The organism is Allobosea sp. RAF48 (assembly GCF_052114025.1).
Classification (GTDB): domain Bacteria; phylum Pseudomonadota; class Alphaproteobacteria; order Rhizobiales; family Beijerinckiaceae; genus Allobosea.
The window spans coordinates 14,678-33,085 of record NZ_JBFRDZ010000022.1 but is presented as its reverse complement, the minus strand read 5'-3'; the positions used below and the strand labels follow the sequence as shown (position 1 = coordinate 33,085).

The 18,408-nt window shown below is 63.4% G+C and carries 16 protein-coding genes; 9 read left to right on the top strand and 7 right to left on the bottom strand.

The features are described from left to right. The first annotated feature begins 116 nt into the window (after nucleotides 1–116). The 3 genes from glgB to treY all read left to right on the top strand — a co-directional run bounded on the left by glgB (nucleotide 117) and on the right by treY (nucleotide 7,335). Entirely contained in the window at nucleotides 117–2,345 is a 2,229-nt protein-coding gene (glgB, locus tag AB4Z10_RS27250) for a 1,4-alpha-glucan branching protein GlgB (RefSeq protein WP_441473538.1), read from the top strand. Further along, a complete protein-coding gene (gene malQ / locus AB4Z10_RS27245) occupies nucleotides 2,342–4,387 on the top strand; it encodes a 4-alpha-glucanotransferase (protein ID WP_441473537.1) in 2,046 nt (681 codons plus the stop codon). Before glgB ends, malQ begins: the two co-directional genes overlap by 4 nt. 386 nt (nucleotides 4,388–4,773) lie before the next feature. Further along, nucleotides 4,774–7,335, top strand: a complete 2,562-nt coding sequence (gene treY / locus AB4Z10_RS27240) for a malto-oligosyltrehalose synthase (RefSeq protein WP_441473536.1) — start codon at nucleotides 4,774–4,776, stop codon at nucleotides 7,333–7,335. 13 nt (nucleotides 7,336–7,348) lie between these two features. Here the strand turns inward: treY and treZ are convergent, their stop codons facing one another. The 3 genes from treZ to AB4Z10_RS27225 form a co-directional block, all read right to left on the bottom strand. Beyond that, the gene (gene treZ, locus AB4Z10_RS27235) at nucleotides 7,349–9,052 is read right to left on the bottom strand and encodes a malto-oligosyltrehalose trehalohydrolase (protein WP_441473558.1); all 1,704 of its coding nucleotides are present in this window, start codon (nucleotides 9,050–9,052) and stop codon (nucleotides 7,349–7,351) included. A 631-nt stretch (nucleotides 9,053–9,683) separates the two neighbouring features. Beyond that, the gene (locus AB4Z10_RS27230; protein WP_441473535.1) at nucleotides 9,684–9,884 is read right to left on the bottom strand and encodes a hypothetical protein; all 201 of its coding nucleotides are present in this window, start codon (nucleotides 9,882–9,884) and stop codon (nucleotides 9,684–9,686) included. Continuing rightward, entirely contained in the window at nucleotides 9,881–10,084 is a 204-nt protein-coding gene (locus AB4Z10_RS27225) for a DUF3606 domain-containing protein (protein WP_441473534.1), read from the bottom strand. Before AB4Z10_RS27225 ends, AB4Z10_RS27230 begins: the two co-directional genes overlap by 4 nt. 220 nt (nucleotides 10,085–10,304) lie before the next feature. On the opposite strand from AB4Z10_RS27225, the gene AB4Z10_RS27220 reads away from it, so the two are divergent. The 3 genes from AB4Z10_RS27220 (at nucleotide 10,305) to ku (AB4Z10_RS27210) (ending at nucleotide 12,370) form a co-directional block, all read left to right on the top strand. Beyond that, on the top strand, nucleotides 10,305–10,556 hold the full coding sequence (locus AB4Z10_RS27220; RefSeq protein ID WP_441473533.1) for a hypothetical protein: 252 nt from the start codon (nucleotides 10,305–10,307) through the stop codon (nucleotides 10,554–10,556). Nucleotides 10,557–10,661: 105 nt separating this feature from the next. After that, a complete protein-coding gene (gene ku / locus AB4Z10_RS27215) occupies nucleotides 10,662–11,549 on the top strand; it encodes a non-homologous end joining protein Ku (RefSeq protein ID WP_441473532.1) in 888 nt (295 codons plus the stop codon). An 11-nt stretch (nucleotides 11,550–11,560) separates the two neighbouring features. Further along, nucleotides 11,561–12,370 (top strand): non-homologous end joining protein Ku, encoded by an 810-nt coding sequence (gene ku / locus AB4Z10_RS27210; RefSeq protein ID WP_441473531.1) that lies wholly within the window; start codon nucleotides 11,561–11,563, stop codon nucleotides 12,368–12,370. A gap of 15 nt (nucleotides 12,371–12,385) precedes the next feature. Here the strand turns inward: ku (AB4Z10_RS27210) and ligD are convergent, their stop codons facing one another. Both ligD and AB4Z10_RS27200 read right to left on the bottom strand, forming a co-directional pair. Next, nucleotides 12,386–15,073, bottom strand: a complete 2,688-nt coding sequence (gene ligD / locus AB4Z10_RS27205; protein WP_441473530.1) for a DNA ligase D — start codon at nucleotides 15,071–15,073, stop codon at nucleotides 12,386–12,388. Between the two features lie 88 nt (nucleotides 15,074–15,161). Further along, complete coding sequence (locus AB4Z10_RS27200) at nucleotides 15,162–15,455, bottom strand: DUF982 domain-containing protein (protein ID WP_441473557.1); 294 nt, start codon at nucleotides 15,453–15,455, stop codon at nucleotides 15,162–15,164. A 615-nt stretch (nucleotides 15,456–16,070) separates the two neighbouring features. Here AB4Z10_RS27200 and AB4Z10_RS27195 point away from each other — a divergent pair. Genes AB4Z10_RS27195 through xth form a run of 3 tightly spaced genes read left to right on the top strand, consistent with a single transcriptional unit; the run spans nucleotide 16,071 to nucleotide 17,748 of the window. After that, entirely contained in the window at nucleotides 16,071–16,310 is a 240-nt protein-coding gene (locus AB4Z10_RS27195) for a DUF2171 domain-containing protein (protein WP_441473529.1), read from the top strand. Next, a complete protein-coding gene (locus tag AB4Z10_RS27190; RefSeq protein WP_441473528.1) occupies nucleotides 16,310–16,945 on the top strand; it encodes a dienelactone hydrolase family protein in 636 nt (211 codons plus the stop codon). The genes AB4Z10_RS27195 and AB4Z10_RS27190 overlap by 1 nt, the downstream gene beginning before the upstream one ends. 32 nt (nucleotides 16,946–16,977) lie before the next feature. Beyond that, complete coding sequence (gene xth / locus AB4Z10_RS27185; RefSeq protein ID WP_441473527.1) at nucleotides 16,978–17,748, top strand: exodeoxyribonuclease III; 771 nt, start codon at nucleotides 16,978–16,980, stop codon at nucleotides 17,746–17,748. A 30-nt stretch (nucleotides 17,749–17,778) separates the two neighbouring features. Here the strand turns inward: xth and AB4Z10_RS27180 are convergent, their stop codons facing one another. Together AB4Z10_RS27180 and AB4Z10_RS27175 are read right to left on the bottom strand one after the other, a co-directional pair. After that, nucleotides 17,779–18,075, bottom strand: coding sequence for a SemiSWEET family sugar transporter (locus AB4Z10_RS27180; RefSeq protein WP_441473526.1), 297 nt, complete (start codon nucleotides 18,073–18,075; stop codon nucleotides 17,779–17,781). After that, nucleotides 18,072–18,302 (bottom strand): hypothetical protein, encoded by a 231-nt coding sequence (locus tag AB4Z10_RS27175; protein ID WP_441473525.1) that lies wholly within the window; start codon nucleotides 18,300–18,302, stop codon nucleotides 18,072–18,074. Before AB4Z10_RS27175 ends, AB4Z10_RS27180 begins: the two co-directional genes overlap by 4 nt. Nucleotides 18,303–18,408: the final 106 nt, after the last annotated feature.

Sequence of the window (18,408 nt, the reverse complement as noted above, 5' to 3'; positions counted from 1 at the left end):
CCCCCGCCTTTAGACGATGGTGCGGAAGCGGAACGGAGATCGTTTCTGCTGCGTTGCATCATCGCCGATTCCCGATCCCGTGCGGAACGCCTCTCGTCTTTCGGATAAGCCCGTTTATGCGCCAGTCTGCCCCTTCTCTGCCCGCTCTAGCCCCACATGATCTGGTGCTGCTGGAGGAAGGGCGCCATCCCGACCCCTTCGCCGTGCTGGGTCGCCACGCGTTCGCGGGCGGCAGCTTCGTGCGAGCCTTCCTCCCTGGCTGCAACTACGCCGAATTCGTCACCGGAGAGGGCGAGGAACGCACCGCGGTGCCGATGATCACGCAAGGCGACGGCGTCTTCCAGGTCTCAGCCCCCTCGGAAGGCTCTTACCGGCTTCGCATCTCCTGGCCCAACGGCATCGTCGAAGCGGCCGATCCATACGCCTTCGGCCTGTCGCTGTCGGAGGACGACATTTATCTCTTTGCCGAGGGGCGCCATTTCGATCTTTCGACACGACTAGGCGCCAATCCGTGGTCTTTCGACGGTGTCGATGGCGTTCTCTTCGCAGTCTGGGCACCGAATGCGGCCCAGGTCGCGGTCGTCGGCGAATTCAACAGCTGGGATGCCCGCCGCCACCCGATGCGGCGCCGGCTAGGCCCCGGAATCTGGGAACTGTTCATCCCCGGCATCGGCCCGGGCGCCGTTTACAAATACGCGATCACCGGACCTGACGGCCAAAAGCTCCCCTGGAAAGCCGATCCGCTCGGCCGCCGGCAGGAGGAGCCGCCGCGCACCGGCTCGATCGTCGCTGCCACCCCGGATTTCGCCTGGAGCGATGCCGCGTGGCTGGCAAAGCGCGAGCGCTCAACACCGATGGCCGAGCCGCTCGCCATCTACGAGGTTCATGTCGGCTCCTGGCTCAGAAGCGACTGGGGTCGCATGGGCAGTTGGAATGAGGCCATCGACAGGCTCATCCCCTACCTGGAGCACATGGGTTTCAGCCATGTCGAACTCCTGCCGATCACCGAGCACCCCTTCGGCGGCTCATGGGGCTATCAGCCGCTCGGCCTCTTCGCGCCCACCGCAAGGCTGGGCCCGCCCGAGGCCTTCGCCCTTTTCGTCGACCGCTGCCATGCCGCCGGCATCGGCGTGATCCTGGATTGGGTGCCGGCACATTTCCCCTCGGACGAGCACGGCCTCGCACGCTTCGACGGCACGGCCCTCTACGAGCACGAGGACCCCCGCCAGGGCTTCCACCGCGACTGGAACACGCTGATCTACAATGTCGGCCGACGCGAGGTCCGCGGCTTCCTCATCGCCTCGGCGCTGTGGTGGCTGGAGACTTTCCACCTCGACGGGCTGCGTGTCGATGCGGTCGCATCGATGCTCTATCGCGACTACAGCCGCGAGCCCGGCGAATGGGTGCCGAACCATCTCGGCGGGCGCGAGAACTTCGAGGCGATCTCCTTCTTCCAGGAGCTCAACACCCTTGTCGGAGCGCGCACGCGCGGCGCCATCACCATCGCGGAGGAATCGACCGCCTGGCCGGGCGTTACCGCGCCGGTCCACCATGGCGGACTCGGCTTCCACTTCAAATGGAACATGGGTTGGATGCACGACACGCTGCGCTATTTCGCGCGGGACCCGATCCATCGCGGCCATCACGGCGACGACGTCACCTTCGGATTGATCTACGCCTTTTCCGAAAACTTCGTGTTGCCGATCTCGCATGACGAAGTCGTCCACGGCAAAGGCTCTCTCATCGCCCGCATGCCGGGCGACGACTGGCAGCGCTTCGCCAATCTGCGGCTATGCCTCGCACTGATGTGGACCCATCCCGGCAAAAAGCTACTCTTCATGGGCTGCGAGTTCGGTCAGGAGGAGGAATGGAACGTCGATGCGCCCTTCCCCTGGCCCGCTGATGATGACGGCCGGCGTCGCGGGACCATGCAACTGGTGCGCGATCTCAATCGACTCTATCGCAGCCATCCCAGCCTGCACCGCCTTGACCACGCCCCGGAGGGCTTCGGCTGGGTCATCGCGGACGATCAGCCCAATGCCATCTTCGCCTTCACCCGCTCGGCCGGCGACGGCAGGCCGCCGCTGCTGGTGATCGCGAACATGACGCCCGTGCCGCGTCACGATTACCGTGTCGGCGTAGCAGCCTCTGGACTGTGGACCGAGCGGCTCAACAGCGACGCTGAGATCTATGGAGGTTCCAAGCTCGGCAATGGCGGACAGGCGATGGCCGAGCCCATCCCCTCCCATGGACAGCCGCAATCGCTGTCGCTGGTCCTGCCGCCTCTCGCGCTGCTCGTGCTGGAACATGCGGGGTCGGGTAATGCCGGGGGCGGCGCGCGATGACGGACGACATCCTGCGTCAGCTCGCCGCCCGCGCCGGCATCGCGCCGGAGTGGACCGACCAGACCGGCGCGTTGCGCCAGGTCACGCCGGAGAGCCTGCGCGCGATCCTCGGCGCGCTCGGCCTGCCTGCCGAAACCGATAAAGCGCTACGCAATTCCCTAGCCGCCGTGGAAACCCTTCCCATGTCAGGATCGGCGCGCTTCCTGACCGCCCGGGTCGGACAGCCGGTCGACCTGCCCACCGCCGGCGAGGAAGAAACTCCGATCGAGGTGGTTCTGGAAGATGGATCGCGGCGCGTCCTCAGGGCGCGAAGAGCCGACGACCGGCTGCTTTTGCCTGCGTTCGACCAACCCGGGTACCACACTATCCAGCTTGGAGCCGAAACGACCACCGTTGCGGTCGCCCCGACGCGCTGCATCACCTTCTCTGACCTTTCGGGAGGGCGCCCAGGCTGGGGTCTCGCGGCGCAGATCTATTCGTTGCGCAGCGCCTATGACGGTGGGATCGGCAATTTCGCCGGCGTGGCCGCGCTGGGCCGGGCCGCCGCCGCCGCCCGCGGGGCCGATGCGCTGGCGATCAGCCCGGTTCATGCGCTCTACGGCGCCTTGCCCGGCCAGTTCAGCCCGTACTCGCCCTCGACGCGGCTGTTCTACAATCCGCTGCACGCCGATCCTGCGGCCGCGTTTCCCGCCGGCCTGATATCGACCATAGCCGCACAGGCAGGCCTTGCCGAGGAGATGGAGCGGCTCTCCAGGCTCGACCAGATCGACTGGCCGGCCGCGACGCCGCTGCGGCAACGCTTCCTGCGCGCGCTCTTCGATCAACTGGACAAGGCCGGAGAAAGCCGCTCCGCCTTCGAGCGCTATGCCGCGGAAGCCTCGTCCCTCCTGCGCTCCCACGCGATCTTCGAGGTCCTGCATGCCACCGAGCTGGCGCGCGACCCGACCATGCGATCCTGGCGCGAGTGGCAGCCCGGCTATCGCGATCCCGACGGTCCGCAGGTCGCGGCCTTCGCCGAGGCCCATCGCGGTGAGATCCGCTATCAGATCTTCCTGCAATGGCTGACGAGCCTGTCCTATGGCGCTGCTCAGCGCGCCTGCCGGGAAGCCGGCATGACGGTCGGGCTCATCGCCGATCTCGCCATCGGCATGGACGGCGCCGGCAGCCACGCCTGGAGCCGTCAAGACGAGGTGCTGCACGGGCTGAGCGTCGGCGCACCGCCCGACTATTACGCAGCTGACGGCCAGAACTGGGCACTGACCACCTTCTCGCCGCGAGGCCTCGCGGCCAGCGGCTACGCTCCCTTCATCGAGACGTTGCGGGCGTGCCTGCGCCATGTGGGCGGCATCCGGATCGACCATGTCATGGGCATGAGCCGTCTCTGGCTGATCCCGGAAGGTGCCGGCGCGCTCGACGGTGCCTATGTCAGCTTTCCTTCCGAGACGCTGTTCCGCCTGATCGCTCTCGAATCCTGGCGCCATCGCGCCATCGTCATCGGCGAGGATCTCGGCACCCTGCCCTATGGCTTCCGCGACTATCTGCGCGAGCAGGGCGTGGCGGGCCTGCGCGTCCTGCGCTTCGAACGGACCCAGCACGGCTATGTTCGACCTTGGGATTGGGATCGCGATGCGGTGGCCTTGACCAGCACCCATGACCTCATCCCCACCGCCGGCTGGTGGGCGGGTTCCGATCTCGATGCGCCGGGCGAGACCAGCGAAGCCGCAGCTATCAGGAGCTGGGATCGCGGCGTGCTCTGGGGTGCATTCAGGGATGCTGGCCTGGCAGACGGCGAACGCCCGGCACCTGAGGATACCGACCCGGTGGTCGATGCGGCGATCCGCTATGTCGCGGCGACGCCCTGCACGATGAAGATCGTGCCGATCGAGGACGCTCTTGGTCTTCGCGTGCAGCCTAATGTTCCAGGCACGACCTTCGAAAGGCCGAACTGGCGGCACCGTCTGGAAGGCGATGCAGCCGAGATGCTCAATGGCGTCGGTGTTCGTGACCGATTGGCGCTTCTGCGAGCCAATCGATCAAGCTGATCGTCAGGCATGAGACCGGCGGACAACACCTCGCGACCGTCGGGACATGTCCAGCGTTTCCGTGACGCAGCGATAGTGCTCGATGGCGTCGCGCAAGGCGGCGCTCTCGATCTCGTCGGCGGAGCCGGGTGTGCATGCCACAAGCATATTCAAGCGGGATTGGGCGCGCAGCATATCGATCGGGGAACGGATCGGAGCAACTTGCATGGTTCACCTCCGGCGGCTGAACGCGCCTCGATAGACCGGGTTCCCCGCATGACCTGCGATCTTCCGACGCACCTTTTTCAAGCCCTCGCAGTGATCGCCAAAAATGCGAAACCCTAAGCCTCGAAAGCACGTTGCTATGGCGGCGGCGACTCGGATCGCCTGACGGAAACGGGGATATCGTGAAGCAGGCACATCCGGTGCGGGCCACTTATCGGCTGCAATTTCACAAGGGCTTTCCCTTCGCGAGCGGGGCTGCCCTTGCCGGCTATCTCAGCCGGCTGGGAATCAGCCACGTCTATGCGTCGCCGATCCTGGCTGCTCGCGCCGGCTCCCTGCATGGCTACGACGTCATCAGCTATGACGAGGTCAACCCGGAACTCGGCGGCCTCGACGGCTTCTACGCCATGGCCCGGGCCCTTCGGGCCGAAGGCATCGGGATCGTCCTCGACATTGTGCCGAACCATGTCGCCGTCGGCAGCGACGACAATCCGATGTGGCTCGACTTGCTCAAGAATGGGCGCAGCAGCCGCTATGCTGGCTGGTTCGACATCGATTTCGAGGATGCAGACCCGTTGCTGGACGGGCGCATCCACGCGCCTTTCCTCGGCGAGCCTTTCGATGAGGCGCTCGCAGCCGGAAAGCTCACGCTGGTCGATGACCCGCAGCGCAGCGGTTTCGCCATCCGCTATGGCGACCATCTCTTTCCGATACGGTCAGACGATGACGCTAAGGCTCGCGCGGCTCTGACCCAGACGCGACGCGAGCCCGAAGCCCTGCGCGCCTTGATCGAGCTTCAGCATTTTCATCTCGACTACTGGCGCAACGCCGGCGACCGGCTGAACTGGCGCCGCTTCTTCGATATCACCCAGCTCGCCGGCATGCGGATGGAGCGCCCGGACACCTTCGATGCGGCCCACCGCATCGCCTTCTCGCTCTATGAGGAAGGCTGGGTCGACGGGCTCAGGATCGACCATGTCGATGGACTGTCCGATCCGGCGGGTTACTGCGCGACCTTGCGGGCCCGACTCACGGCTCTGGCGCCCCGGCGCCCCGACTGGGCTGCGCCCGGCCCGGCGTGGATCGGGGTCGAGAAGATCCTGGCTTCCGGCGAAGCCCTGCCCGCCGGCTGGGAAACGGACGGAACGACCGGCTACGACTTCATGGACCAGGTCAGCGCCGTCCTTCATGAGGCGGATGACCAGAACAGGCTCGGCCTGTTCTGGTCGGAGCTCAGCGGCCGGCCCGCAAGCTTCGCCGACGAGGAGATCGCAGCGCGCCGCGAAGTGCTGGAACATGCGTTCGACGGGCAACTGGAGGCGATCACGGGCCGCCTGATGGCGCTGGCCCAGGCCGCGGGCCGCGAAGCGGCCATTCCGCGTGGCGCCATGAGACGTGCCGTCACGGCCATCGCGTGCAACATGCGCTCCTACCGGACCTATCTGACCGGCGCCTCAGCCCCGGAAGATCCCGGTCCCGGCTTCTCCGAGGCTGTCGCAGCCGCGCGCAGCCAGCCCCAGGCAGAACTCATTGCGATCGACTTCCTGGTCGCCGCCCTGACGGGGATGGAAGCAGCGCTGGAGCAACCCGCACGGCGCGCGGTCATCCGGCGCTTCAACCAGCTCACATCGTCGCTCGCCGCACGCAGCGTCGAGGATACGGCGTTCTATCGCTATGGCCGACTGCTCTCCCGCAACGATGTCGGATTCGATGCCGCGCTTTTCGCGTTGCCCGTACCGGATTTCCATGCGGCCATGGTCGAGCGCGCCCGTCTCCAGCCCGATGCCATGCTCGCCCTGTCGACGCATGACCACAAGCGCGGCGCCGATGTCCGCGCCCGCCTAGCGACGCTCAGCTGGGACCCGCAATCCTGGATCGACGCCGTTCAGCGCTGGTTCGAGATCAACACCGCGATCCGGCCGGAGGGATTGGATCGCAGCGACGAATACCTGCTCTACCAGATGCTGATCGGCACCTGGCCGCCAGGCGGGATGGCCGACGACTATCCCGATCGCATCGGCGGCTGGTGGCGCAAGGCGTTGCGAGAGGCGAAGTTGCGCACCGGTTGGGCCACACCGAACCAGGCTTACGAGCAATTGACCGCAGATTTCCTGCGCGCCCTGCTCGATCGGGGCATCAGTCGCTGCTTTCAGGATGAGCTGGAGCACCATCTCACCGCGATCGGGCCGGCAAGCGCCCTCAACGGACTGGCCCAAACGGTGCTCCAATGCACTGTGCCGGGCATCCCCGATATCTACCAGGGCGGCGAGTTCTGGGATCTGAGCATGGTCGATCCCGACAACCGCCGCCCGGTGGATTTCGCGGCGCGCCAGGCGGCGCTGGCGCAAGGCGCTGACGAAGACGGGCTCCGCGCGGAGTGGAGGAGCGGCCGCATCAAGCAGGACATCCTGCGACGGCTCCTCGGCGTGCGGCGCGATCATCCCCAACTGTTCCGGCGCGGTCGCTATCGCGCCCTTTCGGCGCACGGGTCGCGGGCCGAGCGACTAATCGCATTCTGCCGTGAGACCGAGGAACAGGCGCTCGCCGTGGTCGTTCCGATCGGCTGTCCGGCAGGCGTCGACGACACGCTCTCGCTGCGAGCGGATTGGTGGGCCGATACGGGGGTGGCGTTGCCGTCCATATCCGGCGACTGGCAGGCGCTGGTAGGAGCGCCTGTTTCAGCACAAAAAGTCCGGCTCGCGGATCATGGGCTCGGCTGCCGCGTGCTGCTCGGCCATCGCTGAGCCGTCTCGCGCCTTACGAGAGGAAAGCGCGGAACGACCTCGCGCCGAGGAGCAGGCCGTCCGGCCCGTGCTTCGCCTCGCCCAGCGCGAAGATCTCCGCGCCTTCGGGCAGGCTGTCGGTCACGGCCTCATCACCGAAATTCGCCAGAAGCGTCAGCCTCCCGCCACCGAGACTCCAGCATGCCCGAACGGCTGACGAGCCGAGGGGGTCGGCGCCCGTGCTGCGACAGGAATCGAGATGAGGAACGATCCGCTCGCGCCGCAATGCGATGAGACTGCGATAAAGCGCGCTCCACTGCGCTCCGTCCTCGCCCGCGTCCGGCCTGCTTGCGTCGAAGGTCTCGGCGGCGTTGGGATCGAACAGCCGCTTCTCGCGGCCGGGATCGACATGGGCGAATTCGCGCGCGCGCCCTTCTCTGACCGCCTGGGCAAGCTCCTCGTGGTGATCGGTGAAATACAGAAACGGGGTGCGGCTGCCGAACTCCTCCCCCATGAAAAGCAGCGGGATCTGCGGATTGAGCAGCAGGAGCGCGACGGCGACGCGAACCCCAGCAGGATCGGCCAATGACAGGAGGCGGTCGCCGAACAGGCGATTGCCGATCTGGTCGTGGTTCTGCAGGCAGTTGACGAAACGGGTCTGCGCCAGATCCGCGCTTGGCCGGCCGCGCGTCTCGCCGCTGAAGGCAGCGACCTCGCCCTGAAATGCGAAGCCTTCCGCCAGCACTCTCGCGAGATGGCGGACAGGCTCGTCAGCGAAGCTGCCGTAATAAGTCGTCGCCTCACCCGTCAGGAGGACATGGACGGCATGGTGGAAATCGTCATTCCACTGCGCATCGAAATGCGACAGCAAGCTGGAATCGTTGGCATCGTTCTCGACCACGAGCTGGATGCGACGGTCAGGCGGGATCGCATTGCGGACCTCCCGCTCGAAGTCCAGCAGAAAGTCAATCGAGGGGATCGCGTGGACGGCGTCGAGCCGCAAACCGTCGAACCGATACTCGACGAGCCATTGGACCGCACAGGCGATGAAATAGGCCCGAACCTCCGGCCGGTCGAAGTCGATCCCCGCGCCCCATGGTGTGTGGCTTCCGGCGCGGAAGAATTGCGGGGCATAGGCGTGCAGGTAGCAGCCATCCGGGCCGAAATGATTGAAGACGACGTCGAGATGGATCGCGAGGCCGCGTTCGTGCGCCCGATCCACAAGCCGCTTTAGCTCGTCCGGCGATCCATAGGCGGCAGCCGGCGCGAATGGCAGGACACCATCATATCCCCATGAGCGCTCGCCGGGAAAATCGGCGATCGGCATGAGTTCGACAGCCGTAATACCGAGCTCCGCCAAGCGGGGCAGTTCTCGCTCGATTCCCGCGAAGCCGCCGGCGAGACCTGGATGGATTTCGTACAGCACGGTCTCGCGCCAGGGCCTCCCGCGCCAGTTCGCGCAGCGCCAGGAATAGGAATCCGGGTCGGTCAGGACGCTCCAGCCATGCACCCCGCCGTACTGGCGGTGCGAGACGGGATCTGGAAAGACCAGCCCGCCCTGAGAGCGATAGCGATATCGCGTGCCAAACGGCAGGTCGTCCCTGTGCTCGAACCAGCCGTCGCCGATCGCGACCATAGCAACGCTTCTGCCACCGCCGTCTATCTCGATCATTACCTCCGAAAGCGCGGGCGCCCATAATCGGAACGTCGAGGCCGAACCCCTTCGCGATGCCCCGATGCGGAAGCGCTTCCAATTCTTGCGTGCGAGTTCGGTCATCGGCGTTCTAGGGCCGCCCTCCGTCGCGAGCGAGCTCGGCTTGCGCGTGAAGTATCCCGGCCGCCGTGAGGATCGCCTCGGGAGGAACCATTTCCTCCTGGAGATGCCATTCGACATAGTCGCGAGGACAACCGGAGCAGTCCATCAGCATCGCTATCCAGTCGCGACCTGGGAAAGGGCGTTCATGCGAAGGGCGAGCTCGCGACCATTCGTGATTGGCTCGGAGCGATCCATTCTGAGCTCCTTGCGTCAATGTTTCGAAAGCCGAAGTCACCGAGGAACTTCACTGGCGCGCCACCGTTCCGAAGATGCGTGACCCCTTCAGTGTCGCGCCTGAAGCCACGCAGGAGGGGACTGGAACCTGCCTGGCCCCTTCTTTCGTGAACGATGTCAGTGAATCTGCTGATGCTCCATCTGCTCCAGGTTGGCGCGGTCCAGCAGACCTTCGAGCTGAGCGAGCTGTTGCGGAGCCAGAACAAGCTGTACACGCTGTCCACGGCGCGATGCATGGCGATGACAGCTCCGTCGGCTCCCTCCGGACTGACCACGAGCTTCGTTATTTCGAGAACCTCGTAGCTATGTGTCCTCATTGTCATGACACTCCCTTCGGGCGCTCCGGTCGTTCGGGCGACACCGATCGAGTTGCGTTGCGGCGCGAGTGGCTTTCGGCATCCCACTGATCGACGAACCGCTCGATGATACCGGCACCCGGCGTGGTCAGACGAATGCGAGCTGAGCCATCATCGATGATCCAATCGTCGCCGTCGCGGCGAAGCTCGATTGTTTCGCTCACTGCTTCGATCCACCGACGAGCGCCGGCCGACGTAGCTCGGTTTCAACAGCATCTGCGGAAGCCCCAACTTCGCGCACTGCATCTTCAAGCTGGGCCTTGGATACCCCGAACTTGTCGGTCCAATAGCGAACTTCGTAGTCCTCGCTCAGATTGATCCGCGAGCGGTCCTGAGGGCCCCGATTTGTTTTGTCGTCTGCCATTTGAATCTCCTGTCTCGCAATTCAATCGACAGGGGCGCGTCAAGTTCCGGGGCACCATCTCGGCCCGCATTCTCCCGGTGTGGAACCTTTTTTCGCCGAGCGCGTAAACGTCCGCGGGTTTCGGAGCGGGCCATAGATGAGCCGGTTTTCGCCCCAGTTGGAATGATGGCAGTGGCGTTACCGGCTTGGTACGCCTCTCAGGTTTGGGATCTCTAACCTCATGCTCCGATCGACTGATCCGAACCCCTTCGCCATTCTGGAGGATCCAGATGCGATCGCCCGGGCGACGTCGGCATGGGAAGCAGCGTGGAGCTATGTTGAGCAAGGCGTGCCCCCGGCTGACCGCGAGCGCCAAAGCCAGCGCATGAAGTTTGTCGTCGCCTCTGTAGCCTTGGGCACGCAGGACACGCGGGAGATGGCGAATAAGGCGATTCAGCGGTTTTTGGCAGAGACCAAGACCCGCCGCCCGTAGGTCCGTGCGAAGTTTCGCCGCGGGGAGATCTGATTTGCCAAGCGGCGGAACAAGCTCCGGTCAAGCCGATTGAGTCGCTAGAGTGAGTTGCGTGGGGAGTTTGTCATGGCGGGTCATCGCGCCCAGTGGAAGGGCTTCATCAAGTTCGGCGAGGTGAGCTGCGGCGTAGGTTTGTACACTGCCGCTAGCACCTCGGATCGCATCGCGTTTCACACCCTGAACAAAGCCACCGGAAATCGCGTCAATCGCATCTTCGTCGACAGCGAGACGGGCAAGCCGGTCGAGCGCGAGGATCAAACCAAGGGCTTCGAGATCGAGAATGGCGAATACGTCATGCTCGATCCGGAAGAGGTCGCAGCCACCGTTCCTGAGAGCGACAAGATGCTCGCGATCGAGACCTTCATCCCGTGCTCAGAGATTGACGACGTCTATTTCGACAAGCCGTATTACCTGGTACCGACCGATCGCGTTTCATCCGACGCTTTCACGGCGCTACGCGACGCTATGGCGAAGTCCAAGGTAGCGGCCGTGGCCCAGACCGTCCTGTTTCGGCGCATGCGGACGGTCCTCATCCGGTCGCATGGCAAGGGGCTGATCGCGACGACCTTGCAGTACGATTACGAGGTTCGATCCTCGGAGAAGGCTTTCGAGGAGATGCCGAAGCTCCGGATCAAAGGCGAGATGCTCGATCTGGCGAAGCACATTATCGCCACGAAGAAGGGGGAGTTCAACCCCGCCGAGTTCGATGACCGCTACGAGGCGGCGCTGGCCGAGCTGGTCAAGGCCAAGATCGAAGGCAAGGCTGTACCGCAGCGCAAGGCAGTGAAGGTTTCGAAGCCCGACGACCTCCTCGCGGCGTTGCGTGAGAGCGCCAAAATGATGGCGGAAGGTTCGCGTCCTCGCGCAGCGGCAAACGCCAATCGTGGGACGGCTCGTAGCGCAAAGCGCTCCGGTACCCCAGCCTCTCGCGATCAACAGCGTAAGGCCAGCTGAGGAGAGGCGTTATGGCTCCGCGTCCCTATTGGAAAGGCTACCTCAAGCTCTCTCTCGTCACCTGCCCGGTTGCGATGTCGCCCGCTACCTCGGAGAGCGAGAAGGTACGCTTCCACACATTGAACAAAGCCACCGGCAATCGCGTCGTGTCCCAGTACGTGGACTCTGTCACTCGAAAAGCCGTCAAGGACGACAACGAGATCAAGGGCTACGCGCGCGGCGAGAACGATTACGTCATGCTGACCGAGGATGAGCTCGACGCTGTCGCACTCGACACCGTCAAAACCATCGATATCGACAAGTTCGTCCCTCGCGACAGCATCGAATGGATCTATCTCGAAAAGCCGCACTACCTGATGCCGGACGATCCAGTCGGCCACGAGGCGTTCGCCGTCATTAGGGACGCGATGGCGGCGGACAAGGTCCTCGGCATCTCCCGGCTCGTTATTGGCCGCCGCGAGCGCGCCATCGTGCTGGAGCCGCGGGGAGAAGGAATTGTGGTGTGGACGCTCCGCTTCGGTGACGAAGTGCGGCCCGAAGGGGCCTATTTCGAGGATATCTCGGCGAAGTCGGATCCGGATCTCATCCCTCTCGTCCAAAGCTTCATCAAGCAGCACACCAAAAACTGGTCGGCGGACATGGTCTCAGACCCGGTCCAAACTGCTCTTCTCGACATCATCGCCGAAAAGAAGAAGGCGATGAAGCCCGCCCGCAAGGGTAAAAAAGGCGCGAAGGACACGTCCGAGAGCAACGTCATCGACATCATGGAGGCTCTACGCGCAAGTCTCGCCGCGAGTGGCAAGAAAAAGAAGGCATCCTGAGCTCGCCAGCGGCATTCAAGCGGCGCGCTTCGCCTTAGCGAAGCGTTTGATCGCCGTTTCCAGGGGCCGCTGCCCGTCGCAGTAGTCCTGCCACGCAGAACTCTTGCCCAGCAGCGACGGGACGGTGCGTACCGTGAAGCGCTTGGGGTCGAGATCGGATTTGACCTGGGTCCAGGTCAGGGGCATCGAGACGGTCGCGCCTGGGCGGGCGCGGGGCGAAAGCGGAGCCACGGCGGTCGCCATGCGATCGTTGCGCAGATAATCGAGGAATATCCTTCCGCCCCGCAGACTCTTCGTCATCTTGATTAGGTAGCGATCCGGGGCCGCGCGCGCCATCTCCTGGCAGACATCGTGAGCAAAGGCCTTCGCTTGATCCCACTGCAGCGGCTTCCGAGAGGACACGGCGAGCGGCGTGACGACATGGAGCCCCTTGCCGCCCGTGGTCTTGCAGAAGCTAACCAGACCCAGATCATCCAGGCGATCGCGCATTTCAAGTGCAGCTTCGACCACGGCCGAGAAGGCGACATCGGGGCCAGGATCGAGATCGAAAACCAATCGACCGGGAATCTCGGGCTTGCCGGGCTCGCAGTTCCACGGATGAAGTTCCACTCCGCCGATTTGCGCGATCGCCACCAATCCTTCGATACGGTCGACCTGCAGGTAAGGCTTCTTGTCGCCAAACACCTTGACCAGTTCGAGCAGATTGGACGTGCCTGGCATCGCATGGCGCTGAAAGAACTGCTCGCCGCCGATGCCATCGGGAGCGCGCATGATGGAGCAAGGCCGACCTTTGACGTGGTCGATCAGCCAGGATCCGACCGCCTCATGGTATCGCCCCAGATCCTCTTTGGTTACCGGTTCCCCGTCACCGGCGTCAGGCCAGAGTGGCTTATCCGGATTGGAAATCAGCACACCCATCACCTCTGCCTTCGCACCTTTGCGACGCGGGGACTTAGTCTTCGGGACCGGCACGGGTGTGTCAGTGCGGGAAGGTGCGGACGGCTTTTCAGCCTCGACCTCCGCGGCTGGCTTATCCTCTCGAAGTCCCTTGAATGCGCCCTGACGAACGAGGCCATCAGCGGTCCAGCCGACGAACTCGATTTCGGCTACGAGCTCGGGCCTGAGCCAGGTGACCTCCTTTTCCCTTTTGGGAGCACCGGCGCCGGTGAACGGTGAAGAGCCGGTCTCTGCTTCCTTCAGTTTGGGGAGGAGCTTTTCGACTCCGAACCCCGTGCCGACACGCCCGACATAGACAAAATGCTCCCCGCGATGCACGCCCACCAGCAGCGAGCGGAATTTGCCGTTAGTCCTCGCATAGCCGCCGATGATAACCTCGTGCCCAGCCCGACATTTCGACTTCGCCCAGGTGTCGCTCCGACCGGATTGATAAGCCGCCTCAGATTGCTTCGACACGATGCCCTCGAGGGAGAGTTTGCAGGCCGAGCGCAGCACGGCATCGCCGCCCGTCTCGAAATGCTCGACGAAGCGCAGGCGGGGATCATCCGACGCGTCGGAGAGCAGCCTCTGCAGCCGCTCCTTGCGTTCGATGAGCGGACGATCGCGCAGGTCCTTGTCGCGTTCGAACAACATATCGAACGCGAAGAAAACAAGATTGCCCGTGGTACGCTCGGATAATGCGGCCTGTAGGGCCGCGAAGTCGGGAGCGCCATTTTCATCGAGCGCGCAAATCTCGCCGTCAAGAATGCAATTCGGAAGCTCCGAACCAGCTACCACGATCTCAGGGTATTTGGCGGACCAGTCCAGCCCTTTGCGGGTCTTCAGAGAAACCTCACCGTGGGCCACCCGCATCTGGATTCGGTAGCCATCGAACTTGATCTCGTGCACCCACTGCGCACCCGTCGGAGGTCGCTCCACGGTTTCGCAGAGCTGAGGAGGGATGAAGACAGGGAGCATGGCCTTCCTGCCCGCACTTTCGGAGCGTTTTTCTGATTTGGAGGCCAAGCCACGCTTGCCGTCCCAAACTGCATCGCTTTCAACATCCGCAGCATTGGTCATAAACGGCGTGGGCTTTCGCCCCTTACCGGCGGCGATCTGCTCCATTGTCCGGGCGGACGCTATGGAGGTGATGTTCTTTTCGAGAACCGCAGCTCCATTGGCATCGACTGAATGGTCGTCGTGATGCTTGATCAAAAGCCAGTTGGTCCGCTTTCCGCCATCGCGGTCGCTGCGCATTCGGACCAGGACGAAGCTACCTTTCAGACGCTTACCGTGCAGCTCAAATTTGAAGTCGCCCTTTTCCAGTGCCTCCTGTGGGGTACGTGAGCCCTCCGGCTCCCAATATCCCCGGTCCCAGAGCATCACCGTGCCGCCGCCGTACTCGCCTTTTGGTATGATCCCTTCGAAGTCGCCGTAGTCCAGTGGATGAGCTTCGACTTCCACGGCAAGGCGCTTGTCGTGGGGATCCAGCGACGGGCCTTTCGTGACTGCCCAGGATTTGAATACGCCGTCCAGTTCGAGCCGCAGGTCGTAATGAAGGCGGGAGGCGTCGTGCTTCTGAATGACGAAGCGCCGCCGGTTCGAGTTTCGGATCGGGAGTTCGCCGCTCGGCTCCTCCGTCCTCTGGAAGTCACGCTTGGACCGATATTTCGAGAGCTTCTGCGTTGCGCGCCGATCGGCAACAGAAGGGGCCCGAGACCCTCCCTTGGGTCCATCGACAATTCTCGGCCGGGAACTCTTCGCCATCTCAAGCCTCGCTGATGCGAGGGACAACCGGACGCGCTGCGCAGTGTTCCTCCTCTTGTCCTATCATCCTGACGGAACGCGCATTGGTTCAGGCGATGCCGTGGGACCCCGCATTGCGGCGACCGACAAGCACCCCGGCTTCAAGGGCGAGAAGATCATGCTTCTCCGCCCAGGCCGCGAATAATCCCTTCGCGGTTTCAGGTTCAATCTCGCCGCGGACGGCAGCCAGGCTGGCCTTCAATGCAAAGGCGTGGGCGGTGTCTCGCTGCGACTTCGGCCAATCTACCAGGAACATGTAGGCCTCCATCGCCGAGCAAATTGCGGTGGGGTGTCCAAGGCCAGTCAGAATGACGACAGGGCGTTCAAATTCGTCGGGCGGCAACAGTGCCATAGCCATATTCTCCTCGAAGCAACATGGGTCTGGTCCCGCGCGGTGCGCTTGGATCCCGCAAATTTAGGGAGGCGCTCCCGAACTTTTCAAAGAGGCTTGCAGAGGCTCGAAGCTCACCTAAATCAGCCCCTGCCGGATCTAATGAGGAAGACGATGGCATGCCTTTTTCTTCGCTGACCGATCCGCCTGATCTAGCTCGGGCTTGTGCGTCGCTCGAAGCGGTTTGGAGACGGGTGAAGGCTTCCATACCGGCCAGCGACCACGAAAAGGAGCGCGAGAGGATTGCCTATTTGGTAGCGGGCTTCGCTCCAGTCGCACTCGACGAGGATGATCTAACCCGCAGAGTCCTGTTCCAACCACAGCGTGATTTCGCCGCCTGAAGCGACGCCTACGACACCTTCGGATTGCACGGTCACTCGCGTCCCCTGTGGCGCGGAACGACAGCATGTCATGCCTCTTTCGGCTCATTCCCGAACCCCGGAGCGGTACCGGACTTCGGGAATCGCAGCGCGAGATCGCGCCGCGCAACCGGGGCACCATTCTGAGTGGAACCTCGATGCCGGACGGTCCGTTGCCCATCGGCGGGGTGTGGAGGGAGAGCAAGCCATGATGTTCGTGGAGCCAATCAAGGAAGGCCAGCGGGTGATCGGATCCGACGGAGGGCATGTCGGAACCGTCGACGCCCTGAGCGGCCAGCTCATCAAGCTGAAGAAGAATGATCCTGAGTCGAGCGGAGCCCACCACTACCTCGACCTGGCGCTCGCCGTTGCCCCCGAGGACGATACGATCGAGCTAATCGTCCCGGCGGCGGAAGCCAAGGAGAGATGGTCTGAGGCGACCGAGTAATGGACCGACGCCATTTTGTTGCTGGAGCCGGCGCGACCATCGTCGCTGGCCCCACCCGGGCAAGCGTCGCGGTTGACCGCTTTGGTCCGAGCGCCTCTGGAGGCAGCGTCATCCTCCTTTATGGCTCAGGCGGTCTGACGAACAGCGGCCGATACCAGTTCGCCGCAAACACGATCGCGGGAGCTCGTTATAACGTCCTGCTGCCACGGTACTTCGAGGCCACCGGTGATCGGCGGGCCCGCTACGGCGAAATCAAGAACAAGTTTCCGGTCTGGCTGGAAGCGATCGAGCCGATCACAGCTGAGACGCCCCGTTTCGCCGTTGTCGGCTTCTCGCTGGGCGGCGCATTGGCTTTGGCTCTGGCGGCTCGCGATCGCAGGGTTAGAGCTGTCGTCGACTTCTTCGGATTCCTGCCACCCGGCTTAGAGCAAGCTTCGCTGCCCCCTACGCTCATTGTGCATGGGGATGCGGCCCGAGTGGTGCCTGCGTCCAATGCCGGGGCGATCGAGCGATTGGTCAAAAGCAAGGGGGCATTGTCCGAAGCCACATCTATCCCGGCGAAGGACATGGTCTCTCTGGCCAGCTGGCCTGACGCTATAGCCAGGACCCAAGTGTTCCTGCGCGAGAACCTTTAACGATTGGCGGTCGCGTTCAAGGAGGGCCATCGTTGAAGATCGCGACCTACAATGTGAACGGCATCAATGGCCGGTTGTCCGTTCTTCTCCAGTGGCTCAAGCAGGACAGCCCAGACGTCGTGTGCCTGCAAGAGCTGAAATGCTCAGACGATCGCTTTCCCGAGCACGAATTGCAGCAAGCCGGCTACGCGGCGGTTTGGCACGGCCAGAAGAGCTGGAATGGCGTGGCTATCCTCGCGAAGGGGTCATTCCCGGTTATCACGCGCCGGGGGCTACCGGGTCATCCTGATGACAGCGATAGCCGGTACATCGAGGCGGCGGTCAACGGGGTACTGATCGGGTGTCTCTATCTTCCCAACGGGAATCCCGCCCCTGGCCCCAAGTTCGAATACAAACTGCGCTGGTTTGGGCGACTGAATAGCTACGCCCAGGAGCTGCTCTCCCTGGAGGTACCGGTCGCGCTCGTCGGCGATTTCAATGTCATGCCGACGGATCTCGATGTTTACGCACCCGGGCGATGGCGAGATGACGCGCTCTTTCGGCCCGAGGTGAGGACGGCATATGCCAAGCTCCTCGAACAGGGTTGGACGGACGCCATCAGGCACCTTCATCCGAGAGAGCGAATTTACACGTTCTGGAAGTATTGGCGGAACTCGTTCGAACGCGACGCCGGACTTCGCCTCGATCATTTTCTGCTTAGTCCCCCCTTGGCGGCTCGGTTGAAATCCGCGGAGGTTCGACGCGCTCCGCGAGGCTGGGAGCACACCAGCGACCATGCTCCGGTCATGATCGAACTTGGGTGACGTGCTGGCCGAGCTGCGAGCCCATACGCGTTAGGAACCCGGATCGACTGTGTCGGCCACCGCCTCCTTTTTAGCCCGAGGCAGCAGCGTCATCACCAGGATGAAGGCTGACAGCACAAAGCATATGCTGTTCGTGACGATGAGCGGCCATTCGCCCAGACCGATTCCATAAGCCGTCCAGAGAGCGAAGCCAGTCACCGTCAGGCTATAGGTCACGGGAGAGATAGCCCCCGTGTCGCGTGTCCGGACAATTCGCCAAGCCTGCGGGACAAAGCTGATGGTAGAACACAGCGCCGCAAGGGTGCCGGCCAAGGCGATCCAATTCACGTCGAAAATCTACCTCGACAGTCGCCGAACATTCGCCCGGACCTTTCGTCGATAGCCGCGAGCAATTCCGACAGGCCAGTTCCGGTGACCGCCTTCAACACGGCAGCCTGCGCAGTGGAGACCTTCTCCGACACCATCAAGCGGGACTCGCGCTCCGCAGCGCGGCCGCCCGCGGCGATCTTCATGCTCCGGAGCCAGACGGCCTGCTGCGCCTCGAATGCCAGCATCGACATTTCCAGACACAACTTAAACATCGGCAGCCTCCTCAGCTGAGGGCTTGCGAGGCCGCTGCGTTCCCTTTCGCGCCTGGCCTGAGCGAGATTTTGCGCTCTG